Source organism: Paenibacillus xylanexedens, from assembly GCF_007680605.1.
Taxonomy (GTDB): domain Bacteria; phylum Bacillota; class Bacilli; order Paenibacillales; family Paenibacillaceae; genus Paenibacillus; species Paenibacillus xylanexedens_B.
On the sequence record NZ_VEIO01000001.1, the window covers coordinates 2,175,924 to 2,191,117 of the forward strand.

Genomic DNA, 15,194 nt, shown 5'->3' on the forward strand with positions numbered 1-15,194 from the left:
AGGTTCCATCATGCTTGCATTAGTATATAAATCGGCATGGGATGTCGCACTCGAGGAACGACCTGTTCCCGAAATTACCAGAGATAATCAGGTGCTTGTGCGTATACGGGCAACCGGGGTTTGCGGAACAGATTTAGGCATTGTTAGCGGAAAATATCATGCGATTCCTTCCGTCATTCTTGGACATGAATCCGCAGGTGAAGTAATTGCTGTCGGCTCCGCCGTCACCACTTTGCAACCAGGAGATCGTGTTGTCATCGATCCCACATATTACTGTGGTCAATGCGACATGTGCAGGACAGGAAGGCAGAACCACTGTACTCACAAGTCTGTTACGGAAACGGGAGTAAGTGCAGATGGCACGTTCACGGATTATTACGTGACAGAAGATCGCTTCTTATATCCATTAAAAGATCATGTTAGCTACGAAGAAGCTACCTTAACAGAGCCGCTAAGCTGTATGTTGACAGGCATTAACCAGATTCACTTGTTGCCGAATTTCAGAACGATTATCCTTGGGGCTGGACCCATTGGCATTCTGTACAGCTACGCACTCGCTTCCAAAGGCGTAACGGGAAGTCTTGTCGACATCTCCGAAGAACGCTTAGCTATTGCAGGCTCCATTGCACCAGAACGCTGGCAAGTTCATGCTTCCTTTGAGCAAGCCATTACAGATATCGCTCCGACAACCGGACAAGTCGATATGATTGTAGATACCACTGGTGTTGTAGGCACTCAAGTATTATCACAGCTCGCCAGTGGCGGTTATTTGATGCTGGTTGGTTTACGGGATGGAAATACGTCCTTTAACCCGAAGGAAGTTGTGGATCGCAGCCTGAAAATTATCGGCTCTATTGACTCGCTTGGAACGTTTGCCACCGCACATTATATGATTGAACAACAGATTATACCTGCCAAAAAAATTATAACCCATTCTTTTCCGCTGGAAGATTATGAAGAAGCATTCCGCACACTTGGATGCGATATACAGGAACGCACCTTACAGGCCTCCTCTCATGCCATCAAGGTTGTGTTGCAGTCCAATTAATTCATTTTTCATAGCTTGCTGGAATGCTGCAGAAAAAGCAGTTACACTAAAACATATGGGACATCATTCAGAGGAGGAATGCTGCATGACAGCAGATCAAGTGGCTGGACGTCTGGACAGGAATCAAATAGAGGATGAACATCGTCACGTTTCGATTCAAGGGGTCATCTTTGATATGGATGGCGTTCTCATCGATAGTGAGCCGATTTATTTCGAGATAGAGCGGAGTTCATTTGATCATTTCGGGGCCGCTGTGACGTTGGAAGAACATCATTCTTTTGTCGGTGTCACGCTAGAATCCATGTGGCAACAAGTCATCGACAAGTATCAGGTCAAGGTGCCGCTGGAAGAGATTCTTGCGTATCATCAGCAACATGTCATGGAAAAGATGTTAGCTCATGCCAAGCTTGTGGCTATGCCTGGGGTAGAACGGTGGATTCGCTGGCTACATGAGCAACACATCCCGATTGCCGTTGCTTCCTCTTCTCCTCGGGCACTCATTGATCTAATCATGGAGAAAACAGGATTGGGTGCGTACTTTGATGTTCGCCTGACTGGTGAAGAGGTTGAACACGGCAAACCGGCGCCGGACATTTTCCTTGCAGCAGCCAGCCAGATCGGCATTTCTCCAGCCCATTGCCTCGTTATAGAGGATTCACGCAACGGGGTTCAAGCTGCCAAAAGTGCAGGCATGCGTTGCATCGGCTATCATAATCCGGGCTCGGGCGATCAGAATCTCTCCAAAGCTGATGTGCAGATTTCCAGTTACGATGAGTTATGGACTTTGAAGGATACGTTGCCTTTTGAAAGCTCTACACCGGACTTATCCAGATCAGTTTAAGATAGGTCTTGTTATAGGACCTGTTTATTGATTCAAGCTTACTGAATTTATCAGGCAAAACAAATGAGAAGCAGCTCCAATTCCCGCGAATTGAAGCTACTTCTCATTTTGCTTGTTGCACGTTTTGTGTAACACATCCATAATTGTAAGCTTTAGCTCAAACTCACTTATACGGAAATATCAAGACTTCCGCCCAGATTAGGGTGGGGAGCTGGGGCCGACTTCAACATCTCAGCCATTTGCTGACCTTGCTGCTGTGCCATATCTTTGGTCATTGACATCACTTGCAGACTTGCTGCCTGAGCTAGCGAAGCCTGACTCTTTGCCATAGACAATGCTGCGATATCCATCAAGTACACTCCTTTCGCCTTGTCTTATGATTTCGTATACCTCTTCATATATCGGTCAAAGAAAAAACAAATGTTATACGATATGTAATAACGTTCAAAGTTATTCATCCGTACTATTCCTCATCGCATATTCCTACCCTAGATATGTGAATAATCCACCTGTTTCTTTGGCCCTCATTGTAACTTTGACCCCCATTTGCTCAGGCTCTGGATAAACCGATTTAATCTCAGCGATCATGTCCTTCGCCATTTGTTCAACCTGCTCTAGCGTAGTATCCTTAGGTAAAGTTCGTATTCTCAGAATCTCATGTTTTTGAAAAAAATCTCCATGATTCTGAGTCGTTTCATGACCCCAAGCACTAATTTCAAATTCCACTTTGATTATTTCTGACATATACTCTTCTCACCTCTTCAATTCAAAGTGAATAGAATTATACCTCTATTAACCCATGCTTCACAAAACTATGATATAGTCCATCCTCTTCCACGGAGCCAGTGATATCGTCAGCAATAGCTTTCAGGCCTGGCTTCGCATTGCCCATCGCAATCCCCACAGCACAGTACTCCAGCATCTCGGCATCATTCATGCCATCGCCGATGGCCAATGTGTCTTCTCTCGACATTCCCAGATGCTCTAACAGATCCGCAATCGCAATCGCTTTGTGAATTCCCGGAATCATCAATTCCCCGCTACCCTCTCCAAACACAGGTACGGTACACTGAATCACTTCAAATTTGCCTTCAAACTCCTGTTTGATTTGTTCAAAGGGAACCACCGGGCTTTCCAGAAAACAGACCTTGTTTACGTCGTCTTTATACAGATCGGCTTCACCGTAGGTTAACCCTGCAATAAACGGATGAGGTTTAGTTTCCTTTTTCTCCCGGGCAACTGGATCATTCTCGATATCACCATAGATACGGCGTTCCAAATGGGATTGAAGATTACTGCTTGCGTACAATGCTGAATTGGATTCAAGATAGAAATCAATGCCGTGCCCATTGAAGAAATCAACCATATGACGAACATCTTCTGCCGTTACTTTTTTATGATATAACACGTCAGAACCATACTCCACGTATCCGCCGCCTGCTCCAATCAATCCGTCGAAGCCTACATCCCAGATCGAATCATAGATCTCAGCCTTGGAGCGGCCTGTGCATAAATACAGCAGATGTCCATTCTTACGCGCTTGTTTACAAGCCTCTTGAGCAGACAAAGGGATGTTACCGTCATCGTCTACCAATGTGCCGTCAATATCAATAAATACGATTTTTGGTTTTATGCTACTCATCTGTCATTCCCCCAGTTGTATTCTCTGTCTGAAACCTTCCGTTTCAATGTGCTATGCGTTCCGAGGTGTTCGTTGATCAATCAACTTTTCCAGAAATTCGGCAAAAGAATCGGCATATACTTCCGGCTCTCCATTAAAGTAATCTAAACGCATCACCTTGAACTCTCCGTGTTCATCAGCCATTCGTGTATCAAAATAGTAATATTCATCCTCATCCGGGATAAACATTCCAGCTTTCCTGAACTTGATGGTTCGGGAACCATTTTAACGCCTTTGTGTGGGCTAGTTTCTCAATCAGACTTGTGTACATTCTTACATCTCTCCGATCTGAAGGTTGATGGGTTGATCCATATGCACGATTTGCCATTCATTTTCTTCTTCCGTAATACATGTAAACCCTTGACGTTCCCAGAAATCCACGGCTCCAGGCAGAAAACGATGGGTATGCAAATATAACGTTGTATACTGCATTTTAGTCACGATTCGCTTAAGTTCTTCTACCATCAGTGAACCGATGCCATACCTGCGGTAGGCAGGATCAACGTAACATTTTACAATCTCAGCTGCTATGCGTTTAGAGTAACGACCTTCAATAACCTGAATTCGCCCATCATAAGGAACAATGCCAATCGAGCCGATAATACCTGCTTCGCCCGCTCGTGCAATCACAAAAACAGTATCATTCCGGTTCATATAATGTTCGTTGAACTGCTCAAAATCCTTAGGCAATACGCTATGATCCATCATCGGAAACACTTCACTACGCACACGCATCGCAAAATCAATCGTTTCCTGAATCTCATGGGATTGAACAGGTCTTACTTCAGGCTTCATCTGATGTTCTGTCAACCATATCACAATCCTTATTTTCGATTATAAAATACTCCTCTTCATCTTAACGAATTCTAATAAACCTATCAATTGAGCATATTTCAAACCTACGAGTCTAGCTATACTTACGACCAATTTGGAAGCAAGCCCGCGCATTTTCATAGATTCCGCATAGGATAAGGCGTGTCAGAATCCAATATAGAAAGGGGTAAAGCCGATGTGGTTATGGTTAGGCATCTTGGCCGTTTTCATTTTGATTTCCACCTGGGTTACCCTTCGTTATGTCGACCAAAGGGAAGCAAATAAATTCGATCCTCACGCCCCCCATCAACTGTTACTCAAGTTCAAAGAAGGTACAACCCCTGATCAGATGCACACCCTTCATCGAAAAACGAAATGCAAAGTCGCCGAAACCTATGAAGACCTCGGGTGGTACCGAATCGAATCTCGCAAAAAAATGCACCGGATGCTCAAGCAGTACAAGCATCATAATCTCATAGAACATGCACATCCCAACTATCTGGTTGAAGCTTCATTTATACCTAACGATCCCTTCTTCCCTTATCAGTACAATCTCACCAAAATCAATGCGCCTGCTGCATGGGATATCAATCAGAGTAACAGCTCGATTAAAATTGCCATCATTGATACGGGTGTACAGTTAAATCATCCTGAACTTGCATCCAAGCTCTTGCCCGGTTACGATTACGTCGATTATGACAACATTCCGGAGGATGGAAACGGACATGGCACCCATGTTGCCGGCATCGCTGCTTCCATTACCAACAACGGTGTTGGCATTGCAGGTACAGCACCTCTCGCTTCCATCGTTCCGCTTCGTGTGCTGGACAACAACGGGCAAGGAACCATTGGAAACGTGGGCAACGGGCTTGTTTTTGCAGCCAATAACGGGGTTCAAGTAGTCAATCTTAGTCTGGGTGGACCGACAGGAGATGCTTTCCTTCAAGCCGCCGTTCAGTATGCATGGGATCGAGGAGCTGTCATTATTGCAGCAGCAGGTAACGACAATACGTCATTCCCGATTGTTCCTGCGTCGTATGCCAACGTCATCGCTGTTGCATCGACCAACTCTTCCGACTTGAAATCAAATTTCTCCAACTATGGCTCCTGGGTGGATATGGCTGCACCGGGTGATACCATCCTCTCCACCTATCTTGGTGGTTCGTACGCTTACCTTAGCGGAACGTCTATGGCCGCTCCTCAAGTTGCCGGTGTGGCTGCTTTACTCGCAGCTCAAGGCAAAACAAATGCCCAAATCCGGGATGCACTTTGTTTCGCTTCAGACCCCGTATCCGGTTCAGGCATCTATTGGACGTACGGAAGGCTGAATGCTTATCAAAGTGTGCAAGTCCCTTAATGATGCGTGTGTTCATTTACCGCTAACATAATTGGTCGACCCGTGTTGACTTATATTTGATCGCCAATATGCAAATAAAACGATAGAGCTTCTACAAGATAGAAGCTCCATCGTTTTTATAGAAATATTATTGGTTTTACAGCTTTGCAGCCCAAATTTCAATTTCAATCTTGATCTCAGGTAGACCTAACTCTGTAATATATCCAATCGTCATTGCCGGATAATCATGATCGAATAATTGCTCCCATTCGCCGTACAGGTAATCCCAGTCTATTTTCTCCGTTGCCCATACATTCACTTTTATAATATGTTCAGCATGCAAATCTTCGGATTGCATAACGGTTTTGATATTGTGAAATGTATTGGTAACTTGTTCATTCAACGTATTCGGAAATTGACCATTCACATCTACGCCAACCTGCCCTGATGTCACAAACAACTCTGCATTCCTCGGAATTTTTGTGATATGCGTATAATTCCCTACAGGGGATGGCATATTGGTTGGATTTTTTCTCGTAATTTTTTCATTTGTCATGTTCATTACCTCATCATTCCTAAGATTTTTCTGCGGTTTTTTATTGTTTTAATCTCCATTTGGGCAGACTTCTCCCGTGTTTTGGATTCTAAAAAAATACCGCAGTGGAGTATCCATATCCTGAAGATATAAACGCAAGTGATTTTTTCTTCATGGCTGATGACTCCCCCTTCTTAGTTGACAAGATTTTCTACATTAATAAATTATAATAAAAAACATAACACGAGTCAAACGGACGTCAAGCCAATGATTCCTTATCAAACCAAAAACAATCCCGTACGAACGGGATTGTTCTTGGTCTAGAAGTATTGTGCTCCATTATTTGCAATAACCTCTTTGTACCAATGGAAACTTTTCTTTCTTACGCGGCGAAGTGTTCCGCTTCCATCGTTATTTCTGTCTACATAAATGTAGCCATATCGCTTCTTCATCTCACCCGTGCCTGCACTAACCAGATCAATGGGACCCCAGCTGGTGTACCCAATAAGTTCTACCCCATCCTGAATCGCTTCGGCCATTTCAGCGAAGTGGCTATTCAGATACTCAATGCGATAGTCATCTTCAACCGTATCATTATCCAGCAACACATCGGTTGCACCGAGTCCATTTTCGACAATAAACAATGGTTTGCCGTAACGATCATGAAGCTGGTTACACGTAATACGAAGCCCTTTGGGATCGATGGTCCAGCCCCATTCAGACGCTTGAAGATAAGGATTCTTCACTGATCCAAACACGTTGCCTTCGGTGGAATCCTTCAACACTTCAGGATCAGCACTTGTACAACGGCTAGCATAATAGCTGAAACCAATGTAATCAACGGTATGTTGCTTCAAAATTGCGGCATCTTCCGGTTGCATCTCAATACGGATATTATTCTCTCTGAAAAAACGTTTGGTATAACCCGGGTACTCTCCTTTGGATTGTACATCAATAAAGAAGAAGGATTCCCGGTCTTTATCCATCGCTTTCCACACATCTTCCGGATGTGAACTGTAAGGGTAAACCATACCTGCAGCCAGCATACATCCAATTTGTGCACTTGGAATAATCTCATGACAAGCTTTGACCGCCAGCGCACTTGCAACGAGCTCATGGTGAGCCGCCTGATACAATACCTGATCTTTGTCCTCGCCTTCCTCAAGCACAATTCCTGCGCCGATATAAGGAAGATGAAGCAGCATGTTGATTTCGTTAAATGTCATCCAGTATTTCACTTTATTTTTGTAACGAGTAAACAGTGTTTTGGCATAAGTCTCGAAAAATTCGATCATCTTGCGGTTTTTCCAGCCGCCATAGTTCTTCACCAAGTTCACAGGCACATCAAAGTGACAGATGGTCACGACGGGTTCAATGTTGTACTTCAACAATTCATCAAACACATCGTCATAAAACTGAAGTCCCGCTTCATTGGGTTCTGTATCATCGCCATTCGGGAAAATCCGTGCCCAGGCTACCGAAAGCCTGAGGCACTTGAATCCCATCTCGGCAAATAATGCGATATCTTCCTTATACCGATGATAAAAATCAATCGCGTCATGGGAAGGATAAAACTCTCCTTCTTTGGGTTCAAACGAATCCAGGTTACCTAGTGCAATCGGAAAACGATTGGCTCCAATCGGGATCAGGTCAACCGTCGTTAACCCTTTCCCCCCTTCAAGATATGCACCCTCCAGCTGATTCGCCGCGGTTGCTCCTCCCCAGAGAAAACCATCCGGGAAAGCCTTCATTTTTTCAAACATCGAATTACTCCTCCTATTCATCATAGGTATTTATGATCCGCTTCGATCAGTTCAAGCACGTATTAATTGAGTACTGTCAGCAGTTTATCCTGCTCGTTCACAGTCTGGCTTTTGGTAGGGACAACGTCAAGATAACTGGAAGTATTGGTGATGATTACTGGAGTCACGATTTCGTAACCCGCATCTTTAATCGCTTGCAGATCAAACTCCATGATCAGATCACCTGCATTGACACGGTCACCATCTTTGACATGTGCAGTGAAGTGTTGGCCTTTCAATTGCACCGTATCTTGACCAATGTGAATCAGCATCTCTACTCCATCATCTGTCACAAGACCAATTGCGTGTTTGGTACGATATACGGTTTGCACAACGCCTGTAATCGGGGACACCACTCTACCACTGGTTGGACGAATGGCAATCCCTTTACCCATATGTTCCCCAGCAAACGTAACATCGTTAATTTCTTTCAGTTCAACCACTTCACCAGCCATTGGGCTAACAATTTCATAACGGTTATTAGGGTTAGGATCAAGTACAGGTGCCGGAGCAGCTGTTTTTTCAACTGGATCTTGGAAACCCACAACATAAGTCAGGATGAAACCAAGAATGAATGCGATAATTGTAGCTGCAACAACCCAGAAGAATACGGAATTCATTCCTTCTGTAGGACTTACATAGCTCGGATAACCGAAGATCCCAAGACCGCCAATGATGTAGCCTTTTGCTCCGAACAATCCAAGGATACCTCCACCAATACCACCAGCAATACAGCTCATGATAAATGGTTTTTTAAGTGGCAGTGTCACACCGTAAATCGCTGGTTCAGTAACACCGAAGATACCGGAAATGAAAGCAGGTGCACCGAGTGTTTTAATCTTTTGGCTTTTCGTTTTCAGCATAACTGCAAGCACTGCACCGATCTGAGCAAAGGACGCTGCAAAAGAAAGTGCCAGAATCGAATCATAACCAAGCGTCGCAAGGTTAACGAATACCAATGGAACGAGTCCCCAATGAAGTCCGAACAAGACGAACACTTGCCAGAAACCACCGATTACAAGACCTGTAAGTAACGGACTCAGTCCGTAAATGGAAGATGTAAATGCACCTAACAGTTGACCTGCCCATGTCGCAACCGGGCCAATAACCAAAAATGTAAGGGGTACAATAACGAGCAACGTACAAAATGGAACCAGGAAATTACTAACTACTTTAGGCATAACCTTTTTGAAGAAACGTTCAATTTTGACTGCGAAGAACGTGGCTATGATAATCGGAATAACGGATGAGGCATAATCCATCAAAATGACCGGTATACCTAGAAATTCGATCCGAATCGGTGATTCAAACAAGGTACCTGTAAACAATGTGTATAACGGCTCACCAGCGCGGATCCCCGCAAGTGTCGGATAGACTAACGAAGCACCGATGGCCATACCCAGGAACGGGCTTCCGCCGAATTTTTTAATGGCTGTGTATCCTAGGAAGATCGGGAAGAAGTAAAACAAACAATCTCCAATAGCGTTTAACAACGCATACGTACCTTCCGTATTATTAATCCACCCTAGGGACACGAACATCGCTGTGAAACCTTTGATCATCCCTGTCGCCGCAAGCAACCCGAGTACTGGAGTAAAAACACCGGAGATCATATCTACGAAACGGTTAAACAAATTGCCTTTTGGACCCGAGTCTGCATCATCCGCATCGACTTGACCTTCAGCAGACAAATTGCCCGCTTTAACCACTGCTTTATATACATCCGGCACTTCATTGCCGATTACAACCTGATATTGCCCTCCACTTTGCATTACAGTGATGACTCCTGGCATATTTTTCAGTTCTTCTGTTTTGGCTACGCTTTCATTTTTTAGTTTAAACCGCAATCTGGTTACACAATGGAATACACTGTTTACATTTTCAGGCCCACCAACCCGTGACAGAATGTCCTTTGCCAATTGATCGTAGTTGCTCATTGTCATTCTTCCTCTCTAAGTAGACTCCCCATGCCTGTGAAACAAAGAAAACCTGAACTACTGAACAATCACAACGTACCGGAAATCCGGAAATCAGTCATGTTATTCAGCAATTCAGGTTTTGCCCTTAACGGTTGCAACCCTGTAAGGCTGTACACATTGATATTTGATTAATATTGCTTGGCAAGCACATTAATTCATCCTTAAACCTTGCGGTGCGGAATTGCCTGATTGAACAGTAACAATCCGTTTGATGATGTATGCGCTTACTTCTTGGAATCATCATAGTACATCTGAACTACATTTGCAAGCACTTTTTTATTTGTTAAGTTAATCCGAATAATTACTCAGAGGTAGCGTTGACTACTCTCTCAATATGAATCGTTAAATACATCATTTCTTCGTCAGTCAGTTGATAGGTGTAGTTACTTTCAATAAATTTTTTGATTTTAACGGAACACTTGTATGCGTCCGGGTATTTTTTTTGAATCATCTGGAACAGTTCGTCATCATTGTTGCTCTTGTAATGCTTCCCTTTAACCATCCTTTGAGCGAAGTATTTTAGATGAGTAACGAAACGGGTATAGTTTAAGGCATTCTCGTCAAAATCCATTTTGAAGTGATATTTGATCACGGTGAGAATCTCCTGCATGACCTGCGTCATGCTACGGATATTCGGCATCTCTTCGTTAAGTGCTGCATTCACAAAATGCAATGCCATAAATCCGGCCTCATCCTCCGGCAAAAGCACCCCAAATTGATCACAGATCATATTTAAAGCTTCAAGTCCTACTTCATACTCGTCCTTATACAACTGCTTGGTCTCCCATAACAACCCATTGCGAATTGGAAGATTGTTACGATAGCGCTCGATGGCAAAGTGAATGTGATCCGTCAGATGCAGATAGATGCTCTCGTTTAACTTCTTTCCGAGCTTCAGCTTGGCATAAGCAATAATTTCTTCGGACACTTTCATATATTCAAGCGGAATACTGGAAATTAATGCCTTAAAGTTTTCCTGCATATCTTCATTCTGTAAAGTAAAGATCTTGTCAACATGCTGGTCAGAGATCAGATCACCCGTCTTTTTTTGAAAAGCGATACCCCGGCCAATAACAATAACTTCCTGTTCATCTTTGATGGCGACTACCGCATTATTGTTTAACACCTTCTCGATTCTCACTTCATCACTCCAATATACAGAAAAAGGCAAACCATACCTGCGACTTAAGGTTACTGGACATGCCCTTATCTCTTCAATGTGAACTATATGTGCGTTCATGGTATTACATTTCACTGTTTTATGCAACTAAAAAACGCGAACGGCCTGGATTGGGATTATGTTTTTTTATGTTTGTTGTCCCGCTCCAATACCGCTTCAATCTTACGATTAATAACCTCCATTCTCTCGGATGAGATTCGATCTATATCTTTGTATTCCTGATCCGCCTCGTAATCTTCTGATTCTTCCCTGCTCATTAATTTCAAATGATTCTTGATCGCCTGAATATCTTCACGCATATACATCGTCTGCCTGTATTGATCTATAACCACTGCAAAGATGATACCACCAACAATGATGGGGCCGTAAGGAAACCAAAAACATAAAACGACACCAACTAACAAAAGCATTAAAAAGTACATCCTTTTCCTCCTGTTTAACACAGTATATATTCATTCTATTTATTTCATTCATTTCTTTTGAAGGGTATTCTCTAATCATACCTGTCTCGTAATCAATAAAAAAGAGATTTCCAAATCTCCTTGTTAATGGGATTGAAATCTCTTTGTACTTTTTCACATATTTTATTTAAAGTGATGAACGTATATTTATCGTCCGATGAGCACCCATCCCCATTTTAATCGACGCAGACCCATAGCACAGAGCCAAGAGAATAACAGTGCTGCAATGTAAGATAACACAATTCCGAGACTGAAGTGACGGGCAAGATCATCAGTAAGCTCGCGTCTCCAGAACAGTAAAACCAAAGGATGAATTAAAAAGATGCCAAATGCCACGGTGCCCAAAGAATCCATAAATCGAGATACTCTATACTCCTTACGTCGTGCTCTTGTACCTACCCGTTCACTCAGAATCAGGAGCATCAAACAAGCAGAAAGTATAAATATATTTCGAATAAGAAACAGCAATACATAGGTCACAATCGGCCATTCTGCCAGTGTTGTTTTAATCGTTCCGGTGGCATACATGGAAATCGTTGCTCCACATATTAGTGCGACCATCAGTGCATAACGGTAATGAAGTATTTTTTTCGTCGCCCATTCGAAGTTCAGGCCAATCCAGGCTCCAAACCCAATCACAATAAGATAACTCGGAAGCAAACTGCCTGTTCGCTCGAAGTGAAACTGCAAGTGCAAGGCATAGAACAGTGCTTGACCCGCTATAAAGTATAATGGCATATAACGTCTAAACCAAGGGTGTTTTGTTAAGGAAAGTAACCAAGGAAAAACAATGTAAAATTGAAGAATAATCAAAAAAAAGTATAAATGAGTATGTGCCGTTCCTTGTACCAGCTGTTTGACAAGCTGCATACTGCTCTCCAATGGTTCTTTGCCAGCCAGCCACTTTTTGATGACAAAATAGATTAGAGACCAAGCAACGTACGGTACAAATATATAAAATAATCGCTTCTTGTAAAAAGAAGCCGTCCAGCCCTTCTCGTTTAGCTTGGCACTATAGTTATAGAACAAAACCAGTGAAGATAAAAACAAAAAAGCCGGAACTGCAAATTGCAAAAATGTATTCCAAAAATAAAACAGATCATGATCCCATGTATTTTTGGGATAATGCGCAACAGCAGTTGATGTTGCATGGATCGCTACAACTGCCATAATCGCGATAGCACGATAGAGATCGAGATACTCTATGCGCCGGGGGCGATTAACCGGTTGACTCATACTTGTAACCTCACTTGTGTCTGATAATAGAAAGATAGTCTCCGGCAATTCAGATTCCAAATCTTATTTTAATCACCTGTCCGAAAGATTACAATCCTATTTTTTATCGTTTTCGACAAATGATTTATGTAGAAGTTCATCTATGAATATTTTCGCTTCTTTCCAGGAAGACATTTGAGGAAAATCATGCTGCTCACGATGTTTTTTGTTCCAAGGGTGGGGAATGCAGATTACTTTCCGACCACTTTCCATTGCTGGAATCAGGTTATGCGGCCCGTCATCGATTAAAAGATCGAATGTGAGCAAGTTTTTTCGTTTGCACGTAATAAATTGCTCTAGCTTGATAAACGGCATATGCATCTGCAGCCAATTCCACTTCTCATTGACCGTTCTCGGTTCCGCTGCTGTAACAATAATGAGATCGTATTCTTCGTTTAACTTCTGCATCTCTTCTACGACATACTCGTCATATAATTCCAATTCTTCAAACAGACCAGGACGCCCGTAAAACACCTCATGGGTACTATCAGGGTGACGCAAGTGCGTTGTGTCCCAATCGACCATATCCTCATATTGGAGCAGGTGTGTTGGGAAGCTCCTGTTGTTATGGTAGATGGCCCGCTTCACCAGTTGGCAAATGGTGTCATCCATATCTACAGCGATAATCGGTTTTCTCATGTTCATTCCTCCCTGATACGAACACAGTATATCATCTCATCCGGGATTCAGTCATTCATTTTCATAGGAACAATGATAAAAGGCTTTGCTCCGTAGCAACATTCTACGAAGCAAAGCCCGTTACGTTCATATCAGGATCAATCCAGATCCTTACCGTTAGAAGCAATTACTTTTTTATACCAGCCAAAGCTTTTTTTCTTATACCGGTTCAATGTCCCCTGTCCGTTATCATCCTGATCCACGTAGATTACCCCATAACGTTTGGACATTTCCGAGGTAGATGCACTGATAATATCAATGGCCCCCCAGTTCGTGTATCCCATCAGTTCTACACCGTCCATAACCGCTTCCTTCATTTGTGTAATATGTTTACGGAGGTAATCGATTCGGTAATCATCCTGAACAGTACCGTCCTTCTCTGCCTTATCTTTCGCGCCGAGCCCGTTTTCAACAACGAACAACGGCAATTGATAACGATCATACAGCTCCTTCAGTGCAATACGCAGTCCAACCGGATCTAGCTGCCACCCCCATTCTGTGCGTTCCAGATTCGGGTTTTTGATGGTACTGTACAAGTTGCCGCCTGTAACCCCGTAATCCTCGGGATTCACCGCAGAGACCAGCGAAGTATAATAACTGAATGAGATAAAATCTACTGTGTGCTCACGTAATATTTGCTCGTCTCCAGGCTCCACGACCACGTTAATTCCATGATCTGACCAGTAACGAGCCATAAACGCAGGATAACTGCCGCGAACTTGTACATCCGTATGCAGCAGGTTGAGTTGATTGTCGATTTGAGCTTGTAGCACATCTTCCGGATTGGACGTCGCCGGGTAATGGATCATACGGGCCAGCATACATCCAATCTGGAACTCCGGGTTAATCTGACGTGCTCTCTCAGTCACCAAACTACTGGCTACAAACTGATGATGAAGCGCCTGATAGGACGCCTGCATAACGTTATCCACCCGATCCTCAATGATGCCACCACCTGTAAACGGCTCAATAATCGTCGTGTTGATCTCGTTGAACGTCAGCCAGTATTTCACCTTATCCTTGTACCTAGTCATGACGGTTTCCGCATATCTCACAAAATGCCCAATAACCTCACGGCTTGTCCAACCGTTATATTTGAGTACAAGTGACATTGGCATCTCGTAATGTGAGAGGGTTACCAGTGGCTCAATATTGTATTTCCGAAGCTCGGCGAACACCTCATCATAAAAACGAAGTCCTTCTTCGTTTGGCTGCTCATCATAACCGTTCGGGAAAATACGCGGCCAGTTAATGGACAGACGGAATGTCTTGAAGCCAAGCTCGGCAAACAGGGCAATATCTTCTCTGAAACGGTGATAAAAATCAATACCGTACCTTTTCGGATAACCTTCCGAACTGTGATGTGCCATCGCCTTCTCTACCTTGGCAGTTGTGACATGCATCAATTCCCGCAGATTCGTGTAGTCCTTCTTCTCAAAATAAGGAACCATGTCTGCCGTAGACCATCCCTTACCGCCGACATCAAACGCCCCTTCGGCCTGGTTGGCAGCAATAGCGCCGCCCCACAGAAAACCTTCGGGAAAACCTTGCCGATAGTTCATATC

16 protein-coding genes are annotated in these 15,194 nt (G+C 43.5%); 3 read left to right on the forward strand and 13 right to left on the reverse strand.

The genetic code is table 11. The features are described from left to right. Nucleotides 1–10 precede the first annotated feature (10 nt). Together FS818_RS09565 and FS818_RS09570 are read left to right on the forward strand one after the other, a co-directional pair. Nucleotides 11–1,048: a zinc-dependent alcohol dehydrogenase gene (locus FS818_RS09565; protein ID WP_145331605.1), complete on the forward strand. Its 1,038-nt coding sequence runs from the start codon at nt 11–13 to the stop codon at nt 1,046–1,048. A gap of 85 nt (nt 1,049–1,133) precedes the next feature. Further along, nucleotides 1,134–1,889: an HAD family hydrolase gene (locus FS818_RS09570; RefSeq protein WP_145331606.1), complete on the forward strand. Its 756-nt coding sequence runs from the start codon at nt 1,134–1,136 to the stop codon at nt 1,887–1,889. A 167-nt stretch (nt 1,890–2,056) separates the two neighbouring features. On the opposite strand, the gene FS818_RS09575 is transcribed toward FS818_RS09570, so the two are convergent. The 5 genes from FS818_RS09575 to FS818_RS09595 form a co-directional block, all read right to left on the reverse strand. Further along, complete coding sequence (locus FS818_RS09575; protein ID WP_145331607.1) at nt 2,057–2,239, reverse strand: YjfB family protein; 183 nt, start codon at nt 2,237–2,239, stop codon at nt 2,057–2,059. A gap of 133 nt (nt 2,240–2,372) precedes the next feature. Then, nucleotides 2,373–2,633, reverse strand: coding sequence for a hypothetical protein (locus tag FS818_RS09580; protein ID WP_145331608.1), 261 nt, complete (start codon nt 2,631–2,633; stop codon nt 2,373–2,375). Nucleotides 2,634–2,670: 37 nt separating this feature from the next. Continuing rightward, complete coding sequence (locus FS818_RS09585; protein WP_186331635.1) at nt 2,671–3,531, reverse strand: Cof-type HAD-IIB family hydrolase; 861 nt, start codon at nt 3,529–3,531, stop codon at nt 2,671–2,673. Between the two features lie 51 nt (nt 3,532–3,582). Then, complete coding sequence (locus FS818_RS09590; protein WP_260984581.1) at nt 3,583–3,759, reverse strand: hypothetical protein; 177 nt, start codon at nt 3,757–3,759, stop codon at nt 3,583–3,585. An 84-nt stretch (nt 3,760–3,843) separates the two neighbouring features. Further along, nucleotides 3,844–4,380, reverse strand: coding sequence for a GNAT family N-acetyltransferase (locus FS818_RS09595; RefSeq protein WP_145331609.1), 537 nt, complete (start codon nt 4,378–4,380; stop codon nt 3,844–3,846). Between the two features lie 199 nt (nt 4,381–4,579). Here FS818_RS09595 and FS818_RS09600 point away from each other — a divergent pair, with 199 nt between their 5' ends. Further along, nucleotides 4,580–5,740: a S8 family peptidase gene (locus FS818_RS09600; protein ID WP_145331610.1), complete on the forward strand. Its 1,161-nt coding sequence runs from the start codon at nt 4,580–4,582 to the stop codon at nt 5,738–5,740. A gap of 136 nt (nt 5,741–5,876) precedes the next feature. Here the strand turns inward: FS818_RS09600 and FS818_RS09605 are convergent, their stop codons facing one another. From FS818_RS09605 to FS818_RS09640, 8 genes are all read right to left on the reverse strand, one after another. Continuing rightward, entirely contained in the window at nt 5,877–6,275 is a 399-nt protein-coding gene (locus tag FS818_RS09605) for a RidA family protein (RefSeq protein ID WP_123065790.1), read from the reverse strand. Nucleotides 6,276–6,574: 299 nt separating this feature from the next. After that, nucleotides 6,575–8,017 (reverse strand): 6-phospho-beta-glucosidase, encoded by a 1,443-nt coding sequence (locus FS818_RS09610; protein WP_145331611.1) that lies wholly within the window; start codon nt 8,015–8,017, stop codon nt 6,575–6,577. A 62-nt stretch (nt 8,018–8,079) separates the two neighbouring features. Then, nucleotides 8,080–9,993 carry a beta-glucoside-specific PTS transporter subunit IIABC gene (locus FS818_RS09615; protein WP_145331612.1) on the reverse strand — a complete coding sequence of 638 codons (1,914 nt, stop codon included), beginning with the start codon at nt 9,991–9,993 and terminating at the stop codon, nt 8,080–8,082. 343 nt (nt 9,994–10,336) lie between these two features. Beyond that, the gene (gene licT, locus FS818_RS09620; protein WP_145331613.1) at nt 10,337–11,176 is read right to left on the reverse strand and encodes a BglG family transcription antiterminator LicT; all 840 of its coding nucleotides are present in this window, start codon (nt 11,174–11,176) and stop codon (nt 10,337–10,339) included. 155 nt (nt 11,177–11,331) lie between these two features. Further along, nucleotides 11,332–11,637: a hypothetical protein gene (locus FS818_RS09625; protein WP_145331614.1), complete on the reverse strand. Its 306-nt coding sequence runs from the start codon at nt 11,635–11,637 to the stop codon at nt 11,332–11,334. Between the two features lie 186 nt (nt 11,638–11,823). Continuing rightward, on the reverse strand, nt 11,824–12,912 hold the full coding sequence (locus FS818_RS09630; RefSeq protein WP_145331615.1) for an acyltransferase: 1,089 nt from the start codon (nt 12,910–12,912) through the stop codon (nt 11,824–11,826). 96 nt (nt 12,913–13,008) lie between these two features. After that, nucleotides 13,009–13,590 carry a 5' nucleotidase, NT5C type gene (locus FS818_RS09635; RefSeq protein WP_145331616.1) on the reverse strand — a complete coding sequence of 194 codons (582 nt, stop codon included), beginning with the start codon at nt 13,588–13,590 and terminating at the stop codon, nt 13,009–13,011. A gap of 137 nt (nt 13,591–13,727) precedes the next feature. Then, nucleotides 13,728–15,191: a glycoside hydrolase family 1 protein gene (locus FS818_RS09640; RefSeq protein WP_145331617.1), complete on the reverse strand. Its 1,464-nt coding sequence runs from the start codon at nt 15,189–15,191 to the stop codon at nt 13,728–13,730. Between the last annotated feature and the right edge of the window lie 3 nt (nt 15,192–15,194).

Excerpts from the sequence above, each read along its gene's own strand:
- FS818_RS09565 (WP_145331605.1), top strand. The coding sequence starts at position 11 with ATGCTTGCATTAGTATATAAATCGGCATGGGATGTCGCACTCGAGGAA.
- FS818_RS09570 (WP_145331606.1), top strand. The coding sequence starts at position 1,134 with ATGACAGCAGATCAAGTGGCTGGACGTCTGGACAGGAATCAAATAGAG.
- FS818_RS09575 (WP_145331607.1), bottom strand. The coding sequence starts at position 2,239 with ATGGATATCGCAGCATTGTCTATGGCAAAGAGTCAGGCTTCGCTAGCT.
- FS818_RS09580 (WP_145331608.1), bottom strand. The coding sequence starts at position 2,633 with ATGTCAGAAATAATCAAAGTGGAATTTGAAATTAGTGCTTGGGGTCAT.
- FS818_RS09585 (WP_186331635.1), bottom strand. The coding sequence starts at position 3,531 with ATGAGTAGCATAAAACCAAAAATCGTATTTATTGATATTGACGGCACA.
- FS818_RS09590 (WP_260984581.1), bottom strand. The coding sequence starts at position 3,759 with ATGTTTATCCCGGATGAGGATGAATATTACTATTTTGATACACGAATG.
- FS818_RS09600 (WP_145331610.1), top strand. The coding sequence starts at position 4,580 with ATGTGGTTATGGTTAGGCATCTTGGCCGTTTTCATTTTGATTTCCACC.
- FS818_RS09605 (WP_123065790.1), bottom strand. The coding sequence starts at position 6,275 with ATGACAAATGAAAAAATTACGAGAAAAAATCCAACCAATATGCCATCC.
- FS818_RS09610 (WP_145331611.1), bottom strand. The coding sequence starts at position 8,017 with ATGTTTGAAAAAATGAAGGCTTTCCCGGATGGTTTTCTCTGGGGAGGA.
- FS818_RS09615 (WP_145331612.1), bottom strand. The coding sequence starts at position 9,993 with ATGAGCAACTACGATCAATTGGCAAAGGACATTCTGTCACGGGTTGGT.
- FS818_RS09625 (WP_145331614.1), bottom strand. The coding sequence starts at position 11,637 with ATGTACTTTTTAATGCTTTTGTTAGTTGGTGTCGTTTTATGTTTTTGG.
- FS818_RS09630 (WP_145331615.1), bottom strand. The coding sequence starts at position 12,912 with ATGAGTCAACCGGTTAATCGCCCCCGGCGCATAGAGTATCTCGATCTC.
- FS818_RS09635 (WP_145331616.1), bottom strand. The coding sequence starts at position 13,590 with ATGAGAAAACCGATTATCGCTGTAGATATGGATGACACCATTTGCCAA.
- FS818_RS09640 (WP_145331617.1), bottom strand. The coding sequence starts at position 15,191 with ATGAACTATCGGCAAGGTTTTCCCGAAGGTTTTCTGTGGGGCGGCGCT.